The sequence below is a fragment of the Bacillus sp. Brlt_9 genome (genome assembly GCF_051948935.1).
In the GTDB taxonomy this organism is placed as follows: domain Bacteria; phylum Bacillota; class Bacilli; order Bacillales; family Bacillaceae_G; genus Bacillus_A.
Window position 1 is genome coordinate 181,030 of record NZ_JAYJLO010000001.1, and the last position, 16,031, is coordinate 197,060.

18 protein-coding genes and 1 riboswitch are annotated in these 16,031 nt (G+C 36.0%); of the genes, 11 read left to right on the forward strand and 7 right to left on the reverse strand.

Annotation, left to right across the window (positions count from 1 at the left end):
- Positions 1-213 precede the first annotated feature (213 nt).
- The 6 genes from VF726_RS00955 to VF726_RS00980 all read left to right on the forward strand — a co-directional run bounded on the left by VF726_RS00955 (position 214) and on the right by VF726_RS00980 (position 5,100).
- Complete coding sequence (locus VF726_RS00955) at positions 214-903, forward strand: FadR/GntR family transcriptional regulator (RefSeq protein WP_269732695.1); 690 nt, start codon at positions 214-216, stop codon at positions 901-903.
- A 168-nt stretch (positions 904-1,071) separates the two neighbouring features.
- The gene (locus VF726_RS00960; RefSeq protein ID WP_440165187.1) at positions 1,072-1,791 is read left to right on the forward strand and encodes a (Fe-S)-binding protein; all 720 of its coding nucleotides are present in this window, start codon (positions 1,072-1,074) and stop codon (positions 1,789-1,791) included.
- Between the two features lie 16 nt (positions 1,792-1,807).
- Positions 1,808-3,229 carry a LutB/LldF family L-lactate oxidation iron-sulfur protein gene (locus VF726_RS00965; RefSeq protein ID WP_000061914.1) on the forward strand — a complete coding sequence of 474 codons (1,422 nt, stop codon included), beginning with the start codon at positions 1,808-1,810 and terminating at the stop codon, positions 3,227-3,229.
- Positions 3,229-3,939, forward strand: a complete 711-nt coding sequence (locus tag VF726_RS00970) for a LutC/YkgG family protein (protein ID WP_166704881.1) — start codon at positions 3,229-3,231, stop codon at positions 3,937-3,939. Before VF726_RS00965 ends, VF726_RS00970 begins: the two co-directional genes overlap by 1 nt.
- 112 nt (positions 3,940-4,051) lie before the next feature.
- Positions 4,052-4,774: a prepilin peptidase gene (locus tag VF726_RS00975; RefSeq protein ID WP_440165190.1), complete on the forward strand. Its 723-nt coding sequence runs from the start codon at positions 4,052-4,054 to the stop codon at positions 4,772-4,774.
- 14 nt (positions 4,775-4,788) lie between these two features.
- Positions 4,789-5,100 carry a cyclic-phosphate processing receiver domain-containing protein gene (locus VF726_RS00980; RefSeq protein WP_440165192.1) on the forward strand — a complete coding sequence of 104 codons (312 nt, stop codon included), beginning with the start codon at positions 4,789-4,791 and terminating at the stop codon, positions 5,098-5,100.
- A 27-nt stretch (positions 5,101-5,127) separates the two neighbouring features.
- On the opposite strand, the gene VF726_RS00985 is transcribed toward VF726_RS00980, so the two are convergent.
- The 7 genes from VF726_RS00985 to phaQ form a co-directional block, all read right to left on the reverse strand.
- Positions 5,128-5,979: a formate/nitrite transporter family protein gene (locus tag VF726_RS00985; protein ID WP_440165194.1), complete on the reverse strand. Its 852-nt coding sequence runs from the start codon at positions 5,977-5,979 to the stop codon at positions 5,128-5,130.
- Positions 5,980-6,181: 202 nt separating this feature from the next.
- Complete coding sequence (locus VF726_RS00990; RefSeq protein WP_440165196.1) at positions 6,182-6,976, reverse strand: TerC family protein; 795 nt, start codon at positions 6,974-6,976, stop codon at positions 6,182-6,184.
- Between the two features lie 90 nt (positions 6,977-7,066).
- Positions 7,067-7,232: riboswitch (yybP-ykoY riboswitch) on the reverse strand.
- A gap of 38 nt (positions 7,233-7,270) precedes the next feature.
- The gene (locus VF726_RS00995) at positions 7,271-8,590 is read right to left on the reverse strand and encodes a TrkH family potassium uptake protein (protein ID WP_440165198.1); all 1,320 of its coding nucleotides are present in this window, start codon (positions 8,588-8,590) and stop codon (positions 7,271-7,273) included.
- 114 nt (positions 8,591-8,704) lie between these two features.
- Entirely contained in the window at positions 8,705-8,890 is a 186-nt protein-coding gene (locus VF726_RS01000) for an alpha/beta-type small acid-soluble spore protein (RefSeq protein ID WP_000241212.1), read from the reverse strand.
- Positions 8,891-9,037: 147 nt separating this feature from the next.
- A complete protein-coding gene (locus tag VF726_RS01005; protein WP_440165201.1) occupies positions 9,038-9,481 on the reverse strand; it encodes a MaoC family dehydratase in 444 nt (147 codons plus the stop codon).
- Between the two features lie 101 nt (positions 9,482-9,582).
- On the reverse strand, positions 9,583-10,107 hold the full coding sequence (gene phaP, locus VF726_RS01010; RefSeq protein WP_075308595.1) for a polyhydroxyalkanoic acid inclusion protein PhaP: 525 nt from the start codon (positions 10,105-10,107) through the stop codon (positions 9,583-9,585).
- A gap of 42 nt (positions 10,108-10,149) precedes the next feature.
- Complete coding sequence (gene phaQ / locus VF726_RS01015; RefSeq protein WP_440165204.1) at positions 10,150-10,602, reverse strand: poly-beta-hydroxybutyrate-responsive repressor; 453 nt, start codon at positions 10,600-10,602, stop codon at positions 10,150-10,152.
- A 198-nt stretch (positions 10,603-10,800) separates the two neighbouring features.
- Between phaQ and phaR the strand changes: the two genes are divergently transcribed.
- The 5 genes from phaR (at position 10,801) to VF726_RS01040 (ending at position 16,011) form a co-directional block, all read left to right on the forward strand.
- A complete protein-coding gene (gene phaR, locus VF726_RS01020; protein ID WP_000566958.1) occupies positions 10,801-11,283 on the forward strand; it encodes a polyhydroxyalkanoic acid synthase subunit PhaR in 483 nt (160 codons plus the stop codon).
- A gap of 153 nt (positions 11,284-11,436) precedes the next feature.
- A complete protein-coding gene (locus VF726_RS01025; protein WP_440165206.1) occupies positions 11,437-12,180 on the forward strand; it encodes an acetoacetyl-CoA reductase in 744 nt (247 codons plus the stop codon).
- 83 nt (positions 12,181-12,263) lie between these two features.
- A complete protein-coding gene (gene phaC, locus VF726_RS01030; RefSeq protein WP_000206842.1) occupies positions 12,264-13,349 on the forward strand; it encodes a class III poly(R)-hydroxyalkanoic acid synthase subunit PhaC in 1,086 nt (361 codons plus the stop codon).
- Between the two features lie 95 nt (positions 13,350-13,444).
- Positions 13,445-14,638, forward strand: a complete 1,194-nt coding sequence (locus VF726_RS01035; protein WP_440165209.1) for an NAD(P)/FAD-dependent oxidoreductase — start codon at positions 13,445-13,447, stop codon at positions 14,636-14,638.
- A 23-nt stretch (positions 14,639-14,661) separates the two neighbouring features.
- A complete protein-coding gene (locus VF726_RS01040) occupies positions 14,662-16,011 on the forward strand; it encodes a TrkH family potassium uptake protein (protein WP_440165211.1) in 1,350 nt (449 codons plus the stop codon).
- The last annotated feature ends 20 nt before the right edge of the window (positions 16,012-16,031 follow it).

The window sequence follows — 16,031 nt, forward strand, 5'->3', positions numbered from 1 at the left end:
TTTTTATATAGGAGACAATAGTTATACAGAAAGATATAAATTAATATGTAAGAAATATCGAAAATTTGACGATTTTATGAACAAAACATTTGTACTTCTTACCAATTCGTTCTAAAATAGTTATGATGCAAAGTTCTTATAAATCGTTTCAATTGTTGTTTGGAAGATACTGAGGTGATTTAACTGGAGTACAAATCGATTAAACCGAAAAAAATTTACGAAGAAGTATCTGAAGCTATTTTAACAATGATTAAAAATGGTACGTTAAAACCTGGTGACAAACTACTTCCTGTACATCAATTAGCTGAGCAGTTTCAAGTTGGCAGATCTGCTGTTCGTGAAGCGTTAAGTGCGCTAAGAGCGATGGGCTTAATTGAGATGAAACAAGGAGAAGGTACATATGTGAAGAATTTCGATTCTTCTTCATTAACAAAATCATTAAACAATAGATTATTAATGAAGAAAGAAGATATTTTGAATTTATTAGAAGTACGAAAGGTGCTTGAAGTGGGGGCAGTTCGAGCAGCTGCGGCAAAACGTACGGAAGAAAATTTAAAAAATATGAAGCATTGGTTAGATGAAATGGCAAAGAGCATTGGAGATGAAAAAGCTGGTGAAAAAGCAGATTTTCAGTTCCATATGGGAATTGCGGAGTCTTCGCATAACAACATTTTACTTGAACTCATGAATCATGTTTCAGAGATGATTGCTGAAACAATTGGTGAATCAAGACGCATTATTTTATATGGTGAACAAACAACATCAGAACGACTTATAGAAGAGCATCAAGTTATATATGATGCAGTGTTAAAGCAAGATGTAGAATTAGCGCAGCAAGCAATGCTAGATCATTTAACAAATGTAGAACATATTGTCACAGGTAAAAACGATATAAATTCGTAATTTAATCTTTTAAAAATCAAATTTTTTGATAAAATAGAGAGAGATTAAGTAAGCGTTTTCTTTAGAAGAGGGAGAGGATAGGCCATGGTTGAGCCTATTTCTTCTTTTCTTAGTCATCTGATGACCATATGTTTGTTGGTGGAGTTGTAAAAAGGGGGAGTAATAATTATGAAAGTTACTTTATTTGTTACTTGTTTAGTCGATATGTTTGAAACAAACGTCGGCAAAGCAACAGTTGAAGTGTTGGAGCGTTTAGGTTGTGAAATTGAATTTCCAGAAGCACAAGTTTGTTGTGGTCAGCCTGCTTATAATAGCGGCCATGTAGAAGCAGCAAAAGAAGCGATGAAACATATGATTGAAACTTTCGAAGATGCAGAATATATCGTTACGCCATCTGGTTCTTGTGCGACAATGTTTCATGAGTATCCGCATGTTTTTAAAGATGATCCGAAGTGGGCTAAACGTGCACAAAAGGTCGCTGATAAAACATATGAATTGACACAATTTATTGTAGATGTTTTAAAAGTGACAGATGTTGGTGCAAGTTTAGCAGGGATCGCTACTATTCATAAATCTTGTCATATGACACGCCTGCTTGGAGTAAAAGAGGCACCAGGAATTTTATTATCAAATGTAAAAGGATTAACTGTGAGAGAACTGCCAAATGCACAAAATTGTTGTGGGTTTGGGGGAACGTTTTCAGTGAAGATGACTCCAATTTCTGAGCAAATGGTAGATGAAAAGGTAGATAGTGCAATGGAAACAGGTGCTGATTATTTAATCGGTGCTGATTGTGGGTGTTTGTTAAACATTGGCGGACGTATTGAGCGTTTAGGAAAAGAAATAAAAGTAATGCATATTGCTGAGGTACTGAATAGTCGCTCATGAAGGGGGAACATAAGCTATGTCTATGAAAATCAGTGAGAAAAAATTTAATGATCGCGTTGGCGATGGAATTCAAGATTCGTTTATGCGCGGAGCAGTATCTTCTGCACAAACACGCTTATATACGAATCGCTTAAAAGCAGCGGATGAATTAGGAAACTGGGAAGAATGGCGTGAACTCGGTGAAGAAATTCGTCAACATACGTTAGAAAATCTTGATTATTACTTAATGCAGTTAAGTGAAAATGTATCAAAAAGAGGCGGGCATGTATACTTTGCGAAAACGAAAGAAGAAGCAGCAAAGTATATTCAAGATGTTGCAAAAAAGAAGCAGGCAAAAAAAGTAGTAAAATCAAAGTCGATGGTAACAGAAGAAATTAGTATGAACCATGCGCTTGAAGAAATCGGTTGTGAAGTGTTAGAAAGTGACTTAGGAGAGTATATTCTGCAAGTAGATAACGATCCACCTTCACATATTATTGCGCCTGCACTTCATAAAAATAGAACGCAAATTCGTGATGTATTTAAAGAAAAACTTGGCTATGAAAATTCTGACGATCCATACGAAATGACAAAGTTTGTTCGTAAACAACTCCGAGAGAAATTTATGGATGCGGAAATTGGTGTGACAGGTTGTAACTTCGCTGTTGCAAATACTGGTTCTCTTTGTTTAGTAACGAATGAAGGTAATGCCGATCTTGTTATGTCGATTCCGAAAACACAAATTGCAGTAATGGGTATGGAACGTATGGTTCCAACAATGGAAGAATTAGATGTTTTAGTTGGTTTACTATGTCGTAGTGCAGTAGGCCAAAAGTTAACAAGTTATGTAACTGTAGCGGGACCAATTCAAGAAGAGGAAGTAGATGGACCAGAAGAATTCCACTTAGTTGTTGTTGATAATGGCCGCTCTCAAATTCTTGGCTCTGAATTCCGTCAAGTGTTGCAATGTATTCGTTGTGCTGCTTGTGTTAACGTATGTCCTGTATATCGTCACGTTGGTGGGCATTCGTATGGTTCTATATACTCAGGACCAATCGGTGCGGTATTAACTCCACTTTTAGGCGGGTATGATGATTACAAAGAGCTTCCTTATGCCTCTAGTTTATGCGGAGCGTGTACAGAAGCTTGTCCAGTAAAAATACCATTGCATGATTTATTATTAAAACATCGTCAAGTAATTGTTGAGCAAGAAGGACGTGCTCCACTTGCAGAAAAATTAGCAATGAAAATGTTTAGTATGGGTGCATCTTCAGCAGCTTTATATAAAATGGGATCAAAAATGGCGCCAGCGGCAATGAGTCCATTTACATCTGGTAACCGTGTATCAAAAGGTGTTGGGCCACTTAAAAACTGGACAGATATTCGTGAGTTCCCGGCTCCAAGTAAAGAACGATTCCGTGATTGGTATAAAGACCATAAGAAAGGCGGGGACAAATAATGACAGGATTAATTCAAAACCGTGAGTCCTTTCTAGAGAATATTGCAAAAGAACTTGGACGCGCGCGTAAAACGGATGGTGTAAAACGTCCAGTGTGGAAAAATAATGTAAATAAAGAAACGTTAAAAGATTATTCACAAGAAGAATTGTTAGAAGTATTTAAAAATCAATGTACAAACATTCATACAACTGTGGTGGAAACGACAAACGACCGTTTACGTGAAGATATTCAAAAAGTAATCGTGGAAAACGGCGGGGGACCTATTATGTTATCGGCAGATGAACGTTTTGATTCTTATGGATTGACTTCTTTATTTAAAGAAGAGCTTCCAAAGCAAAATGTTGAAGTAAATGTATGGGATCCTGAGAAAAAAGAAGAGAATATGCGTATCGCAGAAAGAGCGAATATTGGAATTGCCTTTAGTGATTATACTTTAGCTGAATCTGGTACGATCGTTGTACAAAGTCATAAAGGCCAAGGTCGTTCTTTACACTTTTTACCGACTGTATACTTTGCTATTATTCCACGTGAAACACTTGTGCCTCGTATTACACAAGCAGTTGAGGATATGAACTCACGTGTAGAAAATGGTGAGGAAGTGGCATCTTGTATTAACTTTATTACAGGACCTAGTAACTCGGCAGATATTGAAATGAATCTTGTTGTCGGCGTACATGGACCATTAAAAGCAGTATATTTCATCGTATAAAAGAGGGGAAAGCAGGCCAGAAAATGGCCTGCTTTTTTAATAGAATAGAGATAATATGAAGTAGAAGTTCTCTCCTTTTTTTGCTATGTTCTTCTGGAAAGGAGAGGAAGGGATGTTCACTTATGTATATGCATTGTTAGTGGGGATGGTGTTTGGTTCCTTTTTTATGGTGATTGCGATGAGAGTTCCACTAGGGGAGTCTATCATTGTCCCTCGTTCACATTGTCATTATTGTAAGTATGTGCTAAAGCCAAAAGAATTGATTCCAATTATTTCTTTTTGTATACAAGGGGGACGTTGTACGAATTGTAAGAATGAAATTTCAATTTTGTACGTAGTATTTGAACTTATAACCGGAATGATATTTTTTCTTACGGTATATATGATCGGGGTGGAAAGAGAGCTTATTATCATTTTATCGCTTTTTTCATTACTTCTTATTATTTCAGTTACAGATTACATATATATGTTAATCCCAAATCGTATTTTAGCTTGGTTTGCCTGTTTACTCATTTTAGAATGTATTTTTGTACCGTTAGTCACTTGGCCAGATAGTATAGTTGGTAGTGGCGTTATATTCATTTTGTTATATTGCATGCAAAAGATATATCCAGAAGGGCTTGGGGGAGGTGATGTAAAATTACTTTCGCTACTTGGATTTATAGTGGGACTGAAAGGGGTTTTTATGATTTTATTTTTAGCCTCTTGCCTTAGTCTTTGTTTCTTTGGAGTTGGTCTCGTATTAAAGCGTGTGAAAATGAGGACTCAAATTCCGTTTGGTCCTTTTATTAGCCTTGGGGCAATATGTTACATGTTGATCACGTATGCAAAATAGAGAGGGGATAGAACATGAATCTATATATGGATGATCAAAGAAGTTGTCCATACGGGTATGTGCTCGTAACTACAGTAGAACGTGCTTTGCAAATAGTTCGGGATTATAATGTGAATATTCTTTCCCTTGATTTTAACATGGGATGGGGAGAAAAAAGCGGGTTAGATTTTGTAGATGCTTTTTGTAAAGAGGGTTTATATGTAAATGAAATGCACTTTCATACGAATGATGTCAGCGGTATGCACAAGATGAAACAGAGGATTAATAAGGGAAAGGAAGAAGGGGAAATTAATCCTCACCTTATTGTTAAATATGTGGGGAGCTAAAAACTCCAAAGTAAAACTTTGGAGTTTTTAATGTTTCATATGGGCTTGTAAAGGAATGATTTCCTCTGTTTGAACTGCTGCTAATTCAGTTTCTTCCTGTTCAACAGTAGGTGCTTTCTTTGTTAAGTAATGATAAACCATACCGACAAATACGGAACCGCCAATAATGTTACCGATTGTAACAGGAATTAAGTTATGAATAGCACCTGCAAAAGAAATTGTCTCCGGATGCGGTGAAACTAAAGATAAGGCAAACAGTGATAAGTTTGCAATGCTATGCTCGTAACCAGATAAGAAGAATGTGAAAACAAGTAGCATCATCATCATAATTTTTGCTGTATCACCTTTCACTTGAGAAGGTAAGAAACAAGCAAGACATACAAGCCAGTTACATAAAATTGCTTTAAAGAATAATTGCATTGTAGGTGTATTCATTTTTCCTTCTACTACTTTATTCATGAAATGCCCGTGATCAATTGCTTCGAAAATTCCAGTTGCATAAAATAGTAAGGCAAAGAATAAAGCGCCAGCTAAATTCCCTGCATAACAAGCGACCCAGTTACGAAGTGTATCAGAAATCGTTGTTTCTTTTCTTAAAGTTGCTACAGTGAAGTACATTGTGTTTCCAGTAAACAATTCAGCACCGCCATATATAATAAGGACAAGGGCAATTCCGAAAAACATAGAAGCCGCTAAATAAGTTGCTGGTGAATCTGCAATGTGAAAAAAGTTACCTAATTTAAAACATAGTACAATAATAAAACCGATATAAATACCCGCAAGTGCGGCACGAATGAAATATTGCATCGGGTTTGTATCTAGCATTTGTTTTTTGCTCTTAGCCAGTTTGACAACATAATCTAATCCTTGTTCTAGCATGAGTAATACGCTCCTTTAATACATCATCTATAAATACTCCTTATATGAATAAAGTACATGGATTCGGTCATAGTTTCAATAAGTTTGTGCAATGTTTCACAAAAAGGACATACATACATTAAGAAAACGTTTACAAAAGATAGTATAATAGAAATTTTTCTGGACATTGAGAGGGAGAAAGGAAAAAGAAAAAGCGCTGTAATTACAGCGCTTTTTCGTCTAAATTCTTTTCTACTTTTACTTCTACTTCTTTCGAGAAGAACCAACCGCCAACTGCGATTCCGACTAATACAATCCAGAATGTAAGCTTCCATGGTGTAGATTCTGGGAATGAATGTGGAATTACATTTAATGCAGGGTGTGCTAATGTATAAACTGCTAATTTCACACCAACCCAACCTACGATTAAGAATGCTGCAGTTTCAAGTCCTGGTTTACGTTTTAAGATTTGTACGAAAGCAGTTGCTGCAAATCGCATAATTATTAATCCGATAAGTCCACCTACAAAGATTACAACGAATTGCCCAGTATCAAGACTACCAATTGTACCTAAGCCTGTTTTTGGTAAAGTCATTGCTAATGCAACAGCAGCTAAAATAGAATCAACTGCGAAGGCGATATCAGCAACCTCAACTTTAAATACAGTCCACCAAAAATTCTCTTGTTTTTTCTTTGCTTCTTTTTCTTCTGTTTCTTCATCCGTATTCTTTTTAACATACGTTTTAAATAAGTGATTACCAGCGATAAACATAAGATAAAGGGCACCGATTGCTTGCACTTGCCATACGTCGACTAAGAAAGAAATCATAAATAACGATCCGAAACGGAAAACAAATGCCCCCGCTAATCCGTAAAATAGTGCTTTCTTACGTTTTTCTTCTGGTAAATGTTTTACCATAATTGCAAGAACAAGAGCGTTATCAGCTGCTAAAATCCCCTCTAGTGCAATTAGGATGAGTAATACCCAACCATACTCCAATAATAATGATACATCCATGTACATTCTCCTCTCATTTCTATAAGTACTAAATAAGTGAAGAATTTCCCCACTATTTAGTTTCCCCATACTCCTGCCTATTAACTTTGGAAGAATTTGGTAATGAATACAAAAAAGACCTCTGCCGTTAATAGGCAAAGGTCTTGCTAGACATATGTAATGAAAATGCCAACAAAGCCGGAAGAACTAAGTTCTACGTAATGACGACTTTGTTTCCAAGAAGTATTCTTGGACGCTACTCCCCTTTGGAGATATGCTATTGTATTCTCATTATATGGATAATTTATACGGTTGTCAACCAGTTAAAATATCTTCATTCGGATATTTTATTTTCCGGTTCTTTTTACGTGCAAATGAAAAAGCAAGTGTTAAAGGTCCCATCTTCCCAAAAAACATCATAAAGATAATAATAGCTTTTCCGATCATAGTTAAGTGGGGAGTTAAATTCATACTGAGACCAACAGTACCAAATGCTGAAAATACTTCGAAAGCACTCATCAATAAAGGAACACGCTCAGTAATACTCAAAATTAAAATAGCAAAAAAGATAAATGAAATGGAAATAATAGTAATGGTTAATGATTTGACAATGAGAGTATCTTTAATAGATTTTTTAAATACGACAATATCATCTTGTTCTTGTAAAAATTTAAATACGCCAAAAAACATAATTAAAAATGTCGTTAACTTAATTCCACCACCAGTTGAAGCACTACCGGCACCAATAAACATAAGGAGCATCATTAATAGTAGGGAAGGTTTGGATAATGCGGAAATATCAACCGTATTAAACCCGGCAGTTCGCGTTGAAACGGCCTGGAAATAAGCGGCCATTCCTTCTTCAAAGGGAGTAAACCCTCTCATAGAAAGGGAGTTATGGAACTCGAATATAAAAATAAACACGGTAGCAATAATATTGACGATTAGAGTAGAAGAAAGCATAAGTTTTGAATGTAAAGTAAGGTTTTTAAAGTTTTTCTTTCTTTTTATATCTACGATTACTGTAAAACCAATCCCGCCTAAAATGATGAGAGAGGAAATAACAAGATTGACAAGAATGCTATGAGAATGCGACATTAAATTATCGCTCCACACAGAAAAACCAGCATTGTTAAAGGCTGAAATTGAATGGAAAAAGCTATAATATAGCCCTTTAGCAATCCCGTATTTTGGTACCCATTCAAAAGAGAGAAACAAAGTAGCGATACATTCGACTGTAAAAGAGAATAAAAATAATGCTTTGGCAAGACGAATGACGCCTCCAATATTTGTTTGATTTAACGCTTGTTGTAGTAAAATTCGGTTTTGAAGACCGATTTTTCTGCCGAGCATAATCGCAATTAAAACGGCAAAGCTCATAATGCCAAGTCCGCCCACTTGTATAAGCGTTAAAATGACACATTGGCCGAATAAGGTAAATACTTTCCCAGTGTCCACAACACCGAGCCCTGTAACCGTACAAGCAGAAACGGTTGTAAATAAAGCATCGAGCCATGAAATAGACGTTGTTGTAGCAATTGGTAGCTTTAATAAGCATGTGCCCACAATGGATAACATAATGAAAGATAAAGTAAGAACGCGGGGAGGACTCATGCTAATGTTAATCCGTTTCATGTTATATATCGTTCCTTTCAGTTTGCTCTTACTAGTATGTGAAAAAGCACGATTAGGTATGTTAAAAATAGAAAGAGGCAGAGAATATCTGCCTCTAAGCCATATGTTATAGTATTATCCACGTAATTGTTGTTGAGCTAAAGCAACAAGTCGTTTCGTTACTTCACCGCCAACTGAACCGTTAGAACGAGATGCTGTATTAGATCCTAAGCTTACGCCGAATTCTTGTGCGATTTCATATTTAAATTGTTCAAGTGCTTGTTCCGCACCTGGAACTAGTAATTTGTTTGTTTTTACCATGTTGATACACATCCTTATGAGTAGTCCAGTTCAGCTAAGTACTTATCTAAACTGGTAACGTTATTTTATGTGGAACGGGCGTACTCATACGCGGAAGTAATCGGTGTGATTAGAAGTTATTGGATAGAAAAAAGAGTAGCAAATTTGCTACTCTTTTTTCAGTATTGTCGCTGTACCTTCCACGACAACATCATCGGATTGGTTGTATATGTTTGTTTGTAACGTAATGATTTTTTTATCGTCCCGTTTTTTTATAACTTCTGCCACAACGCGAAGTGTATCGCCGATTTTGACAGGAGCACGGAATGAAACGTTTTGAGATAAATAAATCGTGTTTTTGCCAGGGAGTTTCGTACCAAGAATCGTCGAAATGAAACTGGAAACGAGCATGCCATGAGCAATACGTTCTTTAAACATTGTCGTTTTTGCAAAAGAATCTAAAATATGAATAGGGTTCACATCTCCAGTTAATTTTGCAAAATTGATAACGTCCTCATCCGTAATCGTTTTTGTAAGGGATGCTTGATCACCGACTTGAATCTCATCATAACGAAGCTCTGGAACAGTTTGTGCTTCTTGAAATGGATTCATTTTGGCCTCCTTCTTTTCCATATCGAAAAATGCCAGCCATCTTGTTGTAGTAGGAGGAAGAAAGAGTTTTGTTTGTGCTGCAGTTAGCTCCCACATTTTTCTTACTTGATGGAAGTAAATAAATTTTTTGAGTTTTCCTCGAACTGCTTTGCGAGTTCTAGTTGTTTGGACTTGAACTCTCCCAAAAAAACTTCTAACTGTTTTTGAACCTCTTCACGTTGTAATTGTTGTTGTTCAATAAATTGTTTTGTTGTTTCTTCAAATTGACCGCTAGTTTGAGTAAGAATAGACAAAGATGTTTTCGTAGGAGAAACAGTAAGTTGGTGCATTTGAGTAGAAAGTTCATTCCATTTCCCTTGCCACTCGTTAATTTGATCATTTAAGGAGTTTCCAGTTAATTGCTTCACGTAATCTGTATATTGGTTATTGAACTGAGCAGTGAATTGTTGTAGTTCTTTTTCTAGTTCATCTACTCCTGATGTTAATTTATGCAAAGCGTCTTGCTGTTGTTTTAATGTTTCTAAAGTAAGTTGCTCTAATTGTTTCCCAGCTGAAGAGAAGAGGGAAAGAGATTGAGACCAGTTTTTCCAAAATGCATCGACTAATTCGTATGGCTTAGTTTCCATTGTTTGACCTCCAAATGTTTTTTTGCATATTGTGAACGCAGATTACTCTGCTGTACCACCAGGTGAAGATGAAGAATCCTTTTCATCCTTTTCTGGAGAAGTAGAAAATGGAAAGAATGCATTGGTGTATAACGTAAAAAACGTCCGCAACATATTTTGATAATGTTCAAAAGAAGTCGCACATGTTGTTAAATATTGCTCTCCATATTCTGTTAAAGAATAAATTCGTTTCGCTGGCCCGCCTTCACTTGTATCCCAAGTAGAAGAAATGAGATTTTCTTTTTCTAACTTGCGCAATGTTCTGTACACATTACCTTGGTCAACAGAAGAAAAGCCGATGTCCATTAGCATTTGAATAAGTTTGTAACCATGAAGACTCCAGTCTTTTAGACAGAGAAGTAAGAAGGGAACTAAGAAGTTTTTTGGCATGGAGTTTGGTTGTTTCGCTTGGTTGTTTTCCAAACTTTCGCGTTGTTCTGGTTCATTTTGTAGCATGATTGTGCATCACCTCATGAATCAGTAAGATGGAATTTTTTGCTTATAAGTGCAATTTACACCTATCTGTTTTTAATGTCAACACATTTATTGGAAAATAAAGAAAAATAAAATATAGACTTGAAGTTTTATTCAGAATATTAGAAAATAGTGAATAGGTTGAATTGTTTCAAAAACAAAAAAGGGAGTGTAGGTAAAGTGATTGATCAAAAATTCGATCCACTACAAGCATGGAAGAATGCTTATGAACAAACCGAAACATTTTGGGGAAAAGCGCTCAATGAAACAATTAAAACAGAAGAATATTCTGCTTGGATGGGCAGCGTTCTAGATTTGAATTTGTTTTATCAAAAAGCATTAAATGATACGACAAAAAGCTATTTAGAACAAGTAAATGTGCCGACAAAAGAGGATATTGCAAGGGTGGCTACGCTTGTTATTAACTTGGAAAATAAAGTAGATAACATCGAGGAGTTTCTAGAGGAGAAAGTAGACTCTTTAGGACAAGCTCCTACATTAAAGCGTGATGTTACGAAAGTAAAACAGGATATGCGTACGTTAGAAACGAAAGTTGATCAAATTTTAGAATTGCTAGAAAAGCAAAATGCGGTACTAGCTAAACTACAAGTACCTGTAAAAGAAGAAGTAAAGCCTGCGAATAAGCCGGAAAATAAAAAATGATAAAAGCGTTTGTTTATAACGTGTAAGAGAGATAGGGAGAATCTCCTTTTCATGTATAAATAACGAAACATAATTAATATATGGACTCTATTCATATGAGTACCAAAATGATTCATAACAATCGTTCACAAATTCATTTAAGGGGGAAAAGAAATGGTTCAATTAAATGGAAAAGTAGCAATCGTAACAGGTGGGGCAAAAGGAATTGGAAAAGCAATTACAGTAGCATTAGCACAAGAGGGTGCTAAAGTAGTTATTAATTATAATAGCAGTAAAGAAGCAGCTGAAATCTTAGTAAATGAATTAGGAAAAGAAGGACATGACGTTTATGCAGTTCAAGCGGATGTTTCGAAAGTAGAAGATGCAAACCGACTTGTAGAAGAAGCTGTGAATCGTTTTGGTAAAGTTGATATTCTTGTTAATAATGCTGGTATTACAAGAGATCGTACATTCAAAAAGTTAAATCGTGAAGATTGGGAGCGCGTAATTGACGTGAACTTAAGTAGCGTATTTAATACGACAAGCGCTGTCCTTCCATACATAACGGAAGCAGAAGAAGGAAGAATCATTAGTATTTCTTCTATTATTGGTCAAGCTGGTGGATTTGGACAAACAAACTACTCAGCAGCGAAAGCAGGTATGTTAGGATTTACAAAATCATTAGCGTTAGAACTTGCAAAAACAAATGTAACTGTAAACGCAATTTGCCCAGGATTTATTGATACTGAAATGGTAGCAGAAGTACCAGAAGAAGTACGTCAAAAAATCGTTGCGAAAATCCCGAAAAAACGTTTTGGTCAAGCTGATGAAATTGCAAAAGGTGTAGTATACCTATGCCGTGATGGTGCATATATCACAGGTCAGCAATTAAACATTAACGGTGGATTATACATGTAATGAAGTAAGAAAAAAGTGCATATCCATAGCAGGAATGCACTTCTTTTTTTTAGAAAGAAATCGACCGAAAAGGAGATAGAAAAATGACTACATTCGTAACGGAATGGGAAAAGCAATTGGAGTTGTACCCAGAAGAATATCGTAAAGCATATCGTCGTGTGAAAAGAGCGAGCGAAGTTTTATTACGCGAACCAGAACCACAAGTTGGTTTAACACCGAAAGAAGTTATTTGGACGAAGAATAAGACGAAGCTGTATCGTTACATTCCAAAACAAGAAAAAACACAGAGAGTTCCAATTTTATTAATATATGCGCTTATTAATAAACCGTATATTATGGATTTAACTCCAGGAAATAGTTTAGTGGAATATTTAGTAGATCGTGGTTTTGATGTGTATATGCTTGATTGGGGCACATTTGGTTTAGAAGATAGTCATTTGAAATTTGATGATTTCGTGTTTGATTATATTGCAAAAGCAGTGAAGAAAGTAATGCGAACTGCAAAATCGGACGAGATTTCTTTACTTGGTTATTGCATGGGTGGAACGCTAACTTCTATTTATGCGGCACTTCATCCGCACATGCCAATTCGTAACTTAATCTTTATGACAAGTCCTTTTGATTTCTCTGAAACAGGATTATACGGTCCTTTATTAGATGAGAAATACTTCAATTTAGATAAAGCGGTTGATACATTCGGAAATATTCCGCCAGAAATGATTGATTTCGGAAATAAGATGTTAAAACCAATCACAAACTTTGTAGGTCCATATGTCGCTTTACTCGATCGTTCAGAAAATGAGCGCTTCGTCGAAAGTTGGAAATTAGTTCAAAAGTGGGTTGGTGACGGTATTCCATTCCCGGGTGAATCTTATAGACAATGGATTCGTGATTTTTATCAAAATAATAAATTAGTGAAAGGTGAACTCGTTATTCGCGGACAAAAGGTAGACCTTGCAAATATTAAGGCGAATGTCTTAAATATTTCTGCGAAACGTGATCATATCGCTCTGCCATGCCAAGTAGAAGCGTTACTAGATCATATTTCTAGCACAGATAAACAATATGTATGTTTACCGACGGGACATATGTCTATCGTTTACGGTGGAACAGCGGTAAAACAAACATATCCGACGGTTGGAAATTGGCTAGAAGAGCGTTCTAATTAAAAATAAAAAAATCCAACTAGCGTATGTTAGTTGGATTTTTTTATGAGAAATAACAAACCATAGAGAGGAGAAATTTATATTTTAGGAGAATTATTATGAAACTTATGACTGGTAAGTTGTTTTGGAATACGGGAGTTTCTATACCTTGTTATCCATCGTTAGAAAATGATATGATATGTGATGTGCTTGTAGTCGGAAGCGGAGAAGCAGGTGCTCATATAGCGTATTCGTTAGCGAAAATTGGAATGCGTGTCACGCTCATTGAAAAGCGATCGATCGCTTGCGGCAGCACAGCTGCTAATACAGGTTTACTACAATTTTCAAATGATAAATCGTTAACCACAATTATCCATACATTTGGTGAAGAAAAAGGGGTACGAGCATATAAGCTTTGTTATGAAGCGTTACGAACGATGGAGCAAGTTGTACCGACTCTCGATATTGATCCCCAGTTTATTCCGCGAAGTAGTTTATATTATGCAAGTAAAAGTGAGGATGTTTCATTTTTACAAGAGGAGTATAATACGTTACATAATTATGGATTTCCAGTTGAGTATTTTACAGAAACTGATGTGAAAGAGCGCTATTCTTTTACAAAACAAGCGGCATTATATACAAACGGTGATGCCGAGGTGAATCCGTATTTATTAGCGCATAGTCTTTTGCATAAAGCAAATCAAATGGGTGCTACTATATATGAGCATACAGAGGCCATACATATAAAAAAACGCCAAAGTGATTTAATTTGTTATACGAAAACAGGAAATCAAATTGTAACAAAGAATATTATTATGGCGACAGGTTATGAAGCGCTTTTTGGCAAGAAAGAAAAAAATACAACAGTGGAAACATCATATGCAGTTGTGACAAATGAGGTAGATCATTTTGAGGGATGGCATGAGCAATCATTAATTTGGGAAACAGCACGTCCTTATTTGTATTTTCGAACGTATCAAAAACGCATTATTATAGGTGGATTAGATGAGGCAATGAAAATTCAAGCAATTGGTGATACGAAGTTATTGCATAAACGCGATATCCTTATTAACATTGTAAAAGAGATGTTCCCGCAGTATAAGAATATACAGGCAGAGTACTATTGGGCGGCAGCATTTGGCGGTAGTCATGATGGTCTCCCTATTTTAAAAGAAGACGAAAAAATACATAATTTATTTTACGCATTGCCGTATGGAGGTAATGGAACTGTGTATGGAATGGTATTTGCCAAATTATTTGAGCAGTTATTTACAAATAAAGAAAGTGAAGATTTTTCTTTATTTAATCGATAGAAAAAAGGTAGCGAAGTGATGGAATGAGAGATATAAAAAAGTTTTTACAAAAATTACGTCCTGTACAACTCATTGTTTTGTTTTATTTATTAGCAGTAGTTGTATCGGTGATATTGCTTAGTTTACCGTTTGTTACAAAGGATGGTGTGAAATGGACGTTTATCGACGCCTTATTTACATCCGTTAGTGCGGTAAGTGTTACGGGATTATCTGTTGTTACAATTTCAGATACATTTACTACGGCAGGAATTATTGTTTTAGCCCTTATTTTGCAATTAGGCGGCTTAGGAATTATGGCACTTGGTACGTTCGTTTGGATTATAACGGGAAAAAAGATTGGTTTGCAGAGAAGAAGATTAATTATGGCAGACCATAATCAAGGGAATTTATCAGGTCTTGTAGAATTGATGCGTTCTATTTTAATTGTAATTATTTCAATAGAACTTATTGGAGCGATACTGTTAGGGACAAGATTTCTACTTTACTTTCCGACTTGGCAAGAAGCTTATTTCCACGGTTTCTTTGCGGCCGTTAGTGCAACGACGAACGGTGGATTTGATTTAACAGGGCAATCATTAATTCCGTATAAAAAAGATTATATTGTTCAAATGATTCATATGTTACTTATTATTTTAGGAGCTATCGGTTTCCCAGTGCTAATGGAAATAAAGCAATTTCTTAGTAAAAGGAGACAACAACTATTTCGTTTTTCATTATTCACAAAATTGACGACGACAACATTTTTTGCACTCGTTATCGTTGGAACAATTATGATTTTTTTACTAGAACGAAATCAGTTTTTAGCGGGGAAATCATGGCATGAAACAGTTTTCTATACATTATTCCAATCTGTGACGACGCGAAGTGGTGGACTTGCTACAATGGATATACGTGAATTGTCACAACCGACGCTTTTATTTATGAGTATATTAATGTTTATAGGGGCATCGCCAAGTTCGGTTGGGGGCGGAATACGTACAACAACATTTGCTGTTAGCATATTATCGCTATACACTTTTGCAAGAGGCGGGAGAACGGTTAGAGTCTTCAAACGTCAGCTACATGAAGAGGACGTGCTGAAAGCATCTGTCGTTATGACGATGGGGATTTTATTATGTGCTACAGCACTATTTATCTTATCTATTACGGAAAATGTACCGCTTATGAGTTTAATTGTTGAAGTGTGTTCTGCGTTCGGGACGACAGGACTATCGACAGGTATTACGCCAGATTTAACAACTGTTGGTAAACTTGTGCTCATTGTACTTATGTTTATCGGGCGTGTCGGTATTTTAACATTTATACTAGCTAGTGGCGGAAGAGAACAGCCACCTCGCTATAAATATCCGAAAGAGAGAATTATTATTGGATAGTATGAAACCATTCTACCTAT

Bases quoted from the DNA above. Each gene is read 5' to 3' on its own strand.
- VF726_RS00960 (WP_440165187.1), top strand. From the start codon at position 1,072: ATGAAAGTTACTTTATTTGTTACTTGTTTAGTCGATATGTTTGAAACA.
- VF726_RS00965 (WP_000061914.1), top strand. From the start codon at position 1,808: ATGTCTATGAAAATCAGTGAGAAAAAATTTAATGATCGCGTTGGCGAT.
- VF726_RS00970 (WP_166704881.1), top strand. From the start codon at position 3,229: ATGACAGGATTAATTCAAAACCGTGAGTCCTTTCTAGAGAATATTGCA.
- VF726_RS00975 (WP_440165190.1), top strand. From the start codon at position 4,052: ATGTTCACTTATGTATATGCATTGTTAGTGGGGATGGTGTTTGGTTCC.
- VF726_RS00980 (WP_440165192.1), top strand. From the start codon at position 4,789: ATGAATCTATATATGGATGATCAAAGAAGTTGTCCATACGGGTATGTG.
- VF726_RS00985 (WP_440165194.1), bottom strand. From the start codon at position 5,979: ATGCTAGAACAAGGATTAGATTATGTTGTCAAACTGGCTAAGAGCAAA.
- VF726_RS00990 (WP_440165196.1), bottom strand. From the start codon at position 6,976: ATGGATGTATCATTATTATTGGAGTATGGTTGGGTATTACTCATCCTA.
- VF726_RS00995 (WP_440165198.1), bottom strand. From the start codon at position 8,590: ATGAAACGGATTAACATTAGCATGAGTCCTCCCCGCGTTCTTACTTTA.
- VF726_RS01000 (WP_000241212.1), bottom strand. From the start codon at position 8,890: ATGGTAAAAACAAACAAATTACTAGTTCCAGGTGCGGAACAAGCACTT.
- VF726_RS01005 (WP_440165201.1), bottom strand. From the start codon at position 9,481: ATGAATCCATTTCAAGAAGCACAAACTGTTCCAGAGCTTCGTTATGAT.
- phaP (WP_075308595.1), bottom strand. From the start codon at position 10,107: ATGGAAACTAAGCCATACGAATTAGTCGATGCATTTTGGAAAAACTGG.
- phaQ (WP_440165204.1), bottom strand. From the start codon at position 10,602: ATGCTACAAAATGAACCAGAACAACGCGAAAGTTTGGAAAACAACCAA.
- VF726_RS01025 (WP_440165206.1), top strand. From the start codon at position 11,437: ATGGTTCAATTAAATGGAAAAGTAGCAATCGTAACAGGTGGGGCAAAA.
- phaC (WP_000206842.1), top strand. From the start codon at position 12,264: ATGACTACATTCGTAACGGAATGGGAAAAGCAATTGGAGTTGTACCCA.
- VF726_RS01035 (WP_440165209.1), top strand. From the start codon at position 13,445: ATGAAACTTATGACTGGTAAGTTGTTTTGGAATACGGGAGTTTCTATA.
- VF726_RS01040 (WP_440165211.1), top strand. From the start codon at position 14,662: ATGAGAGATATAAAAAAGTTTTTACAAAAATTACGTCCTGTACAACTC.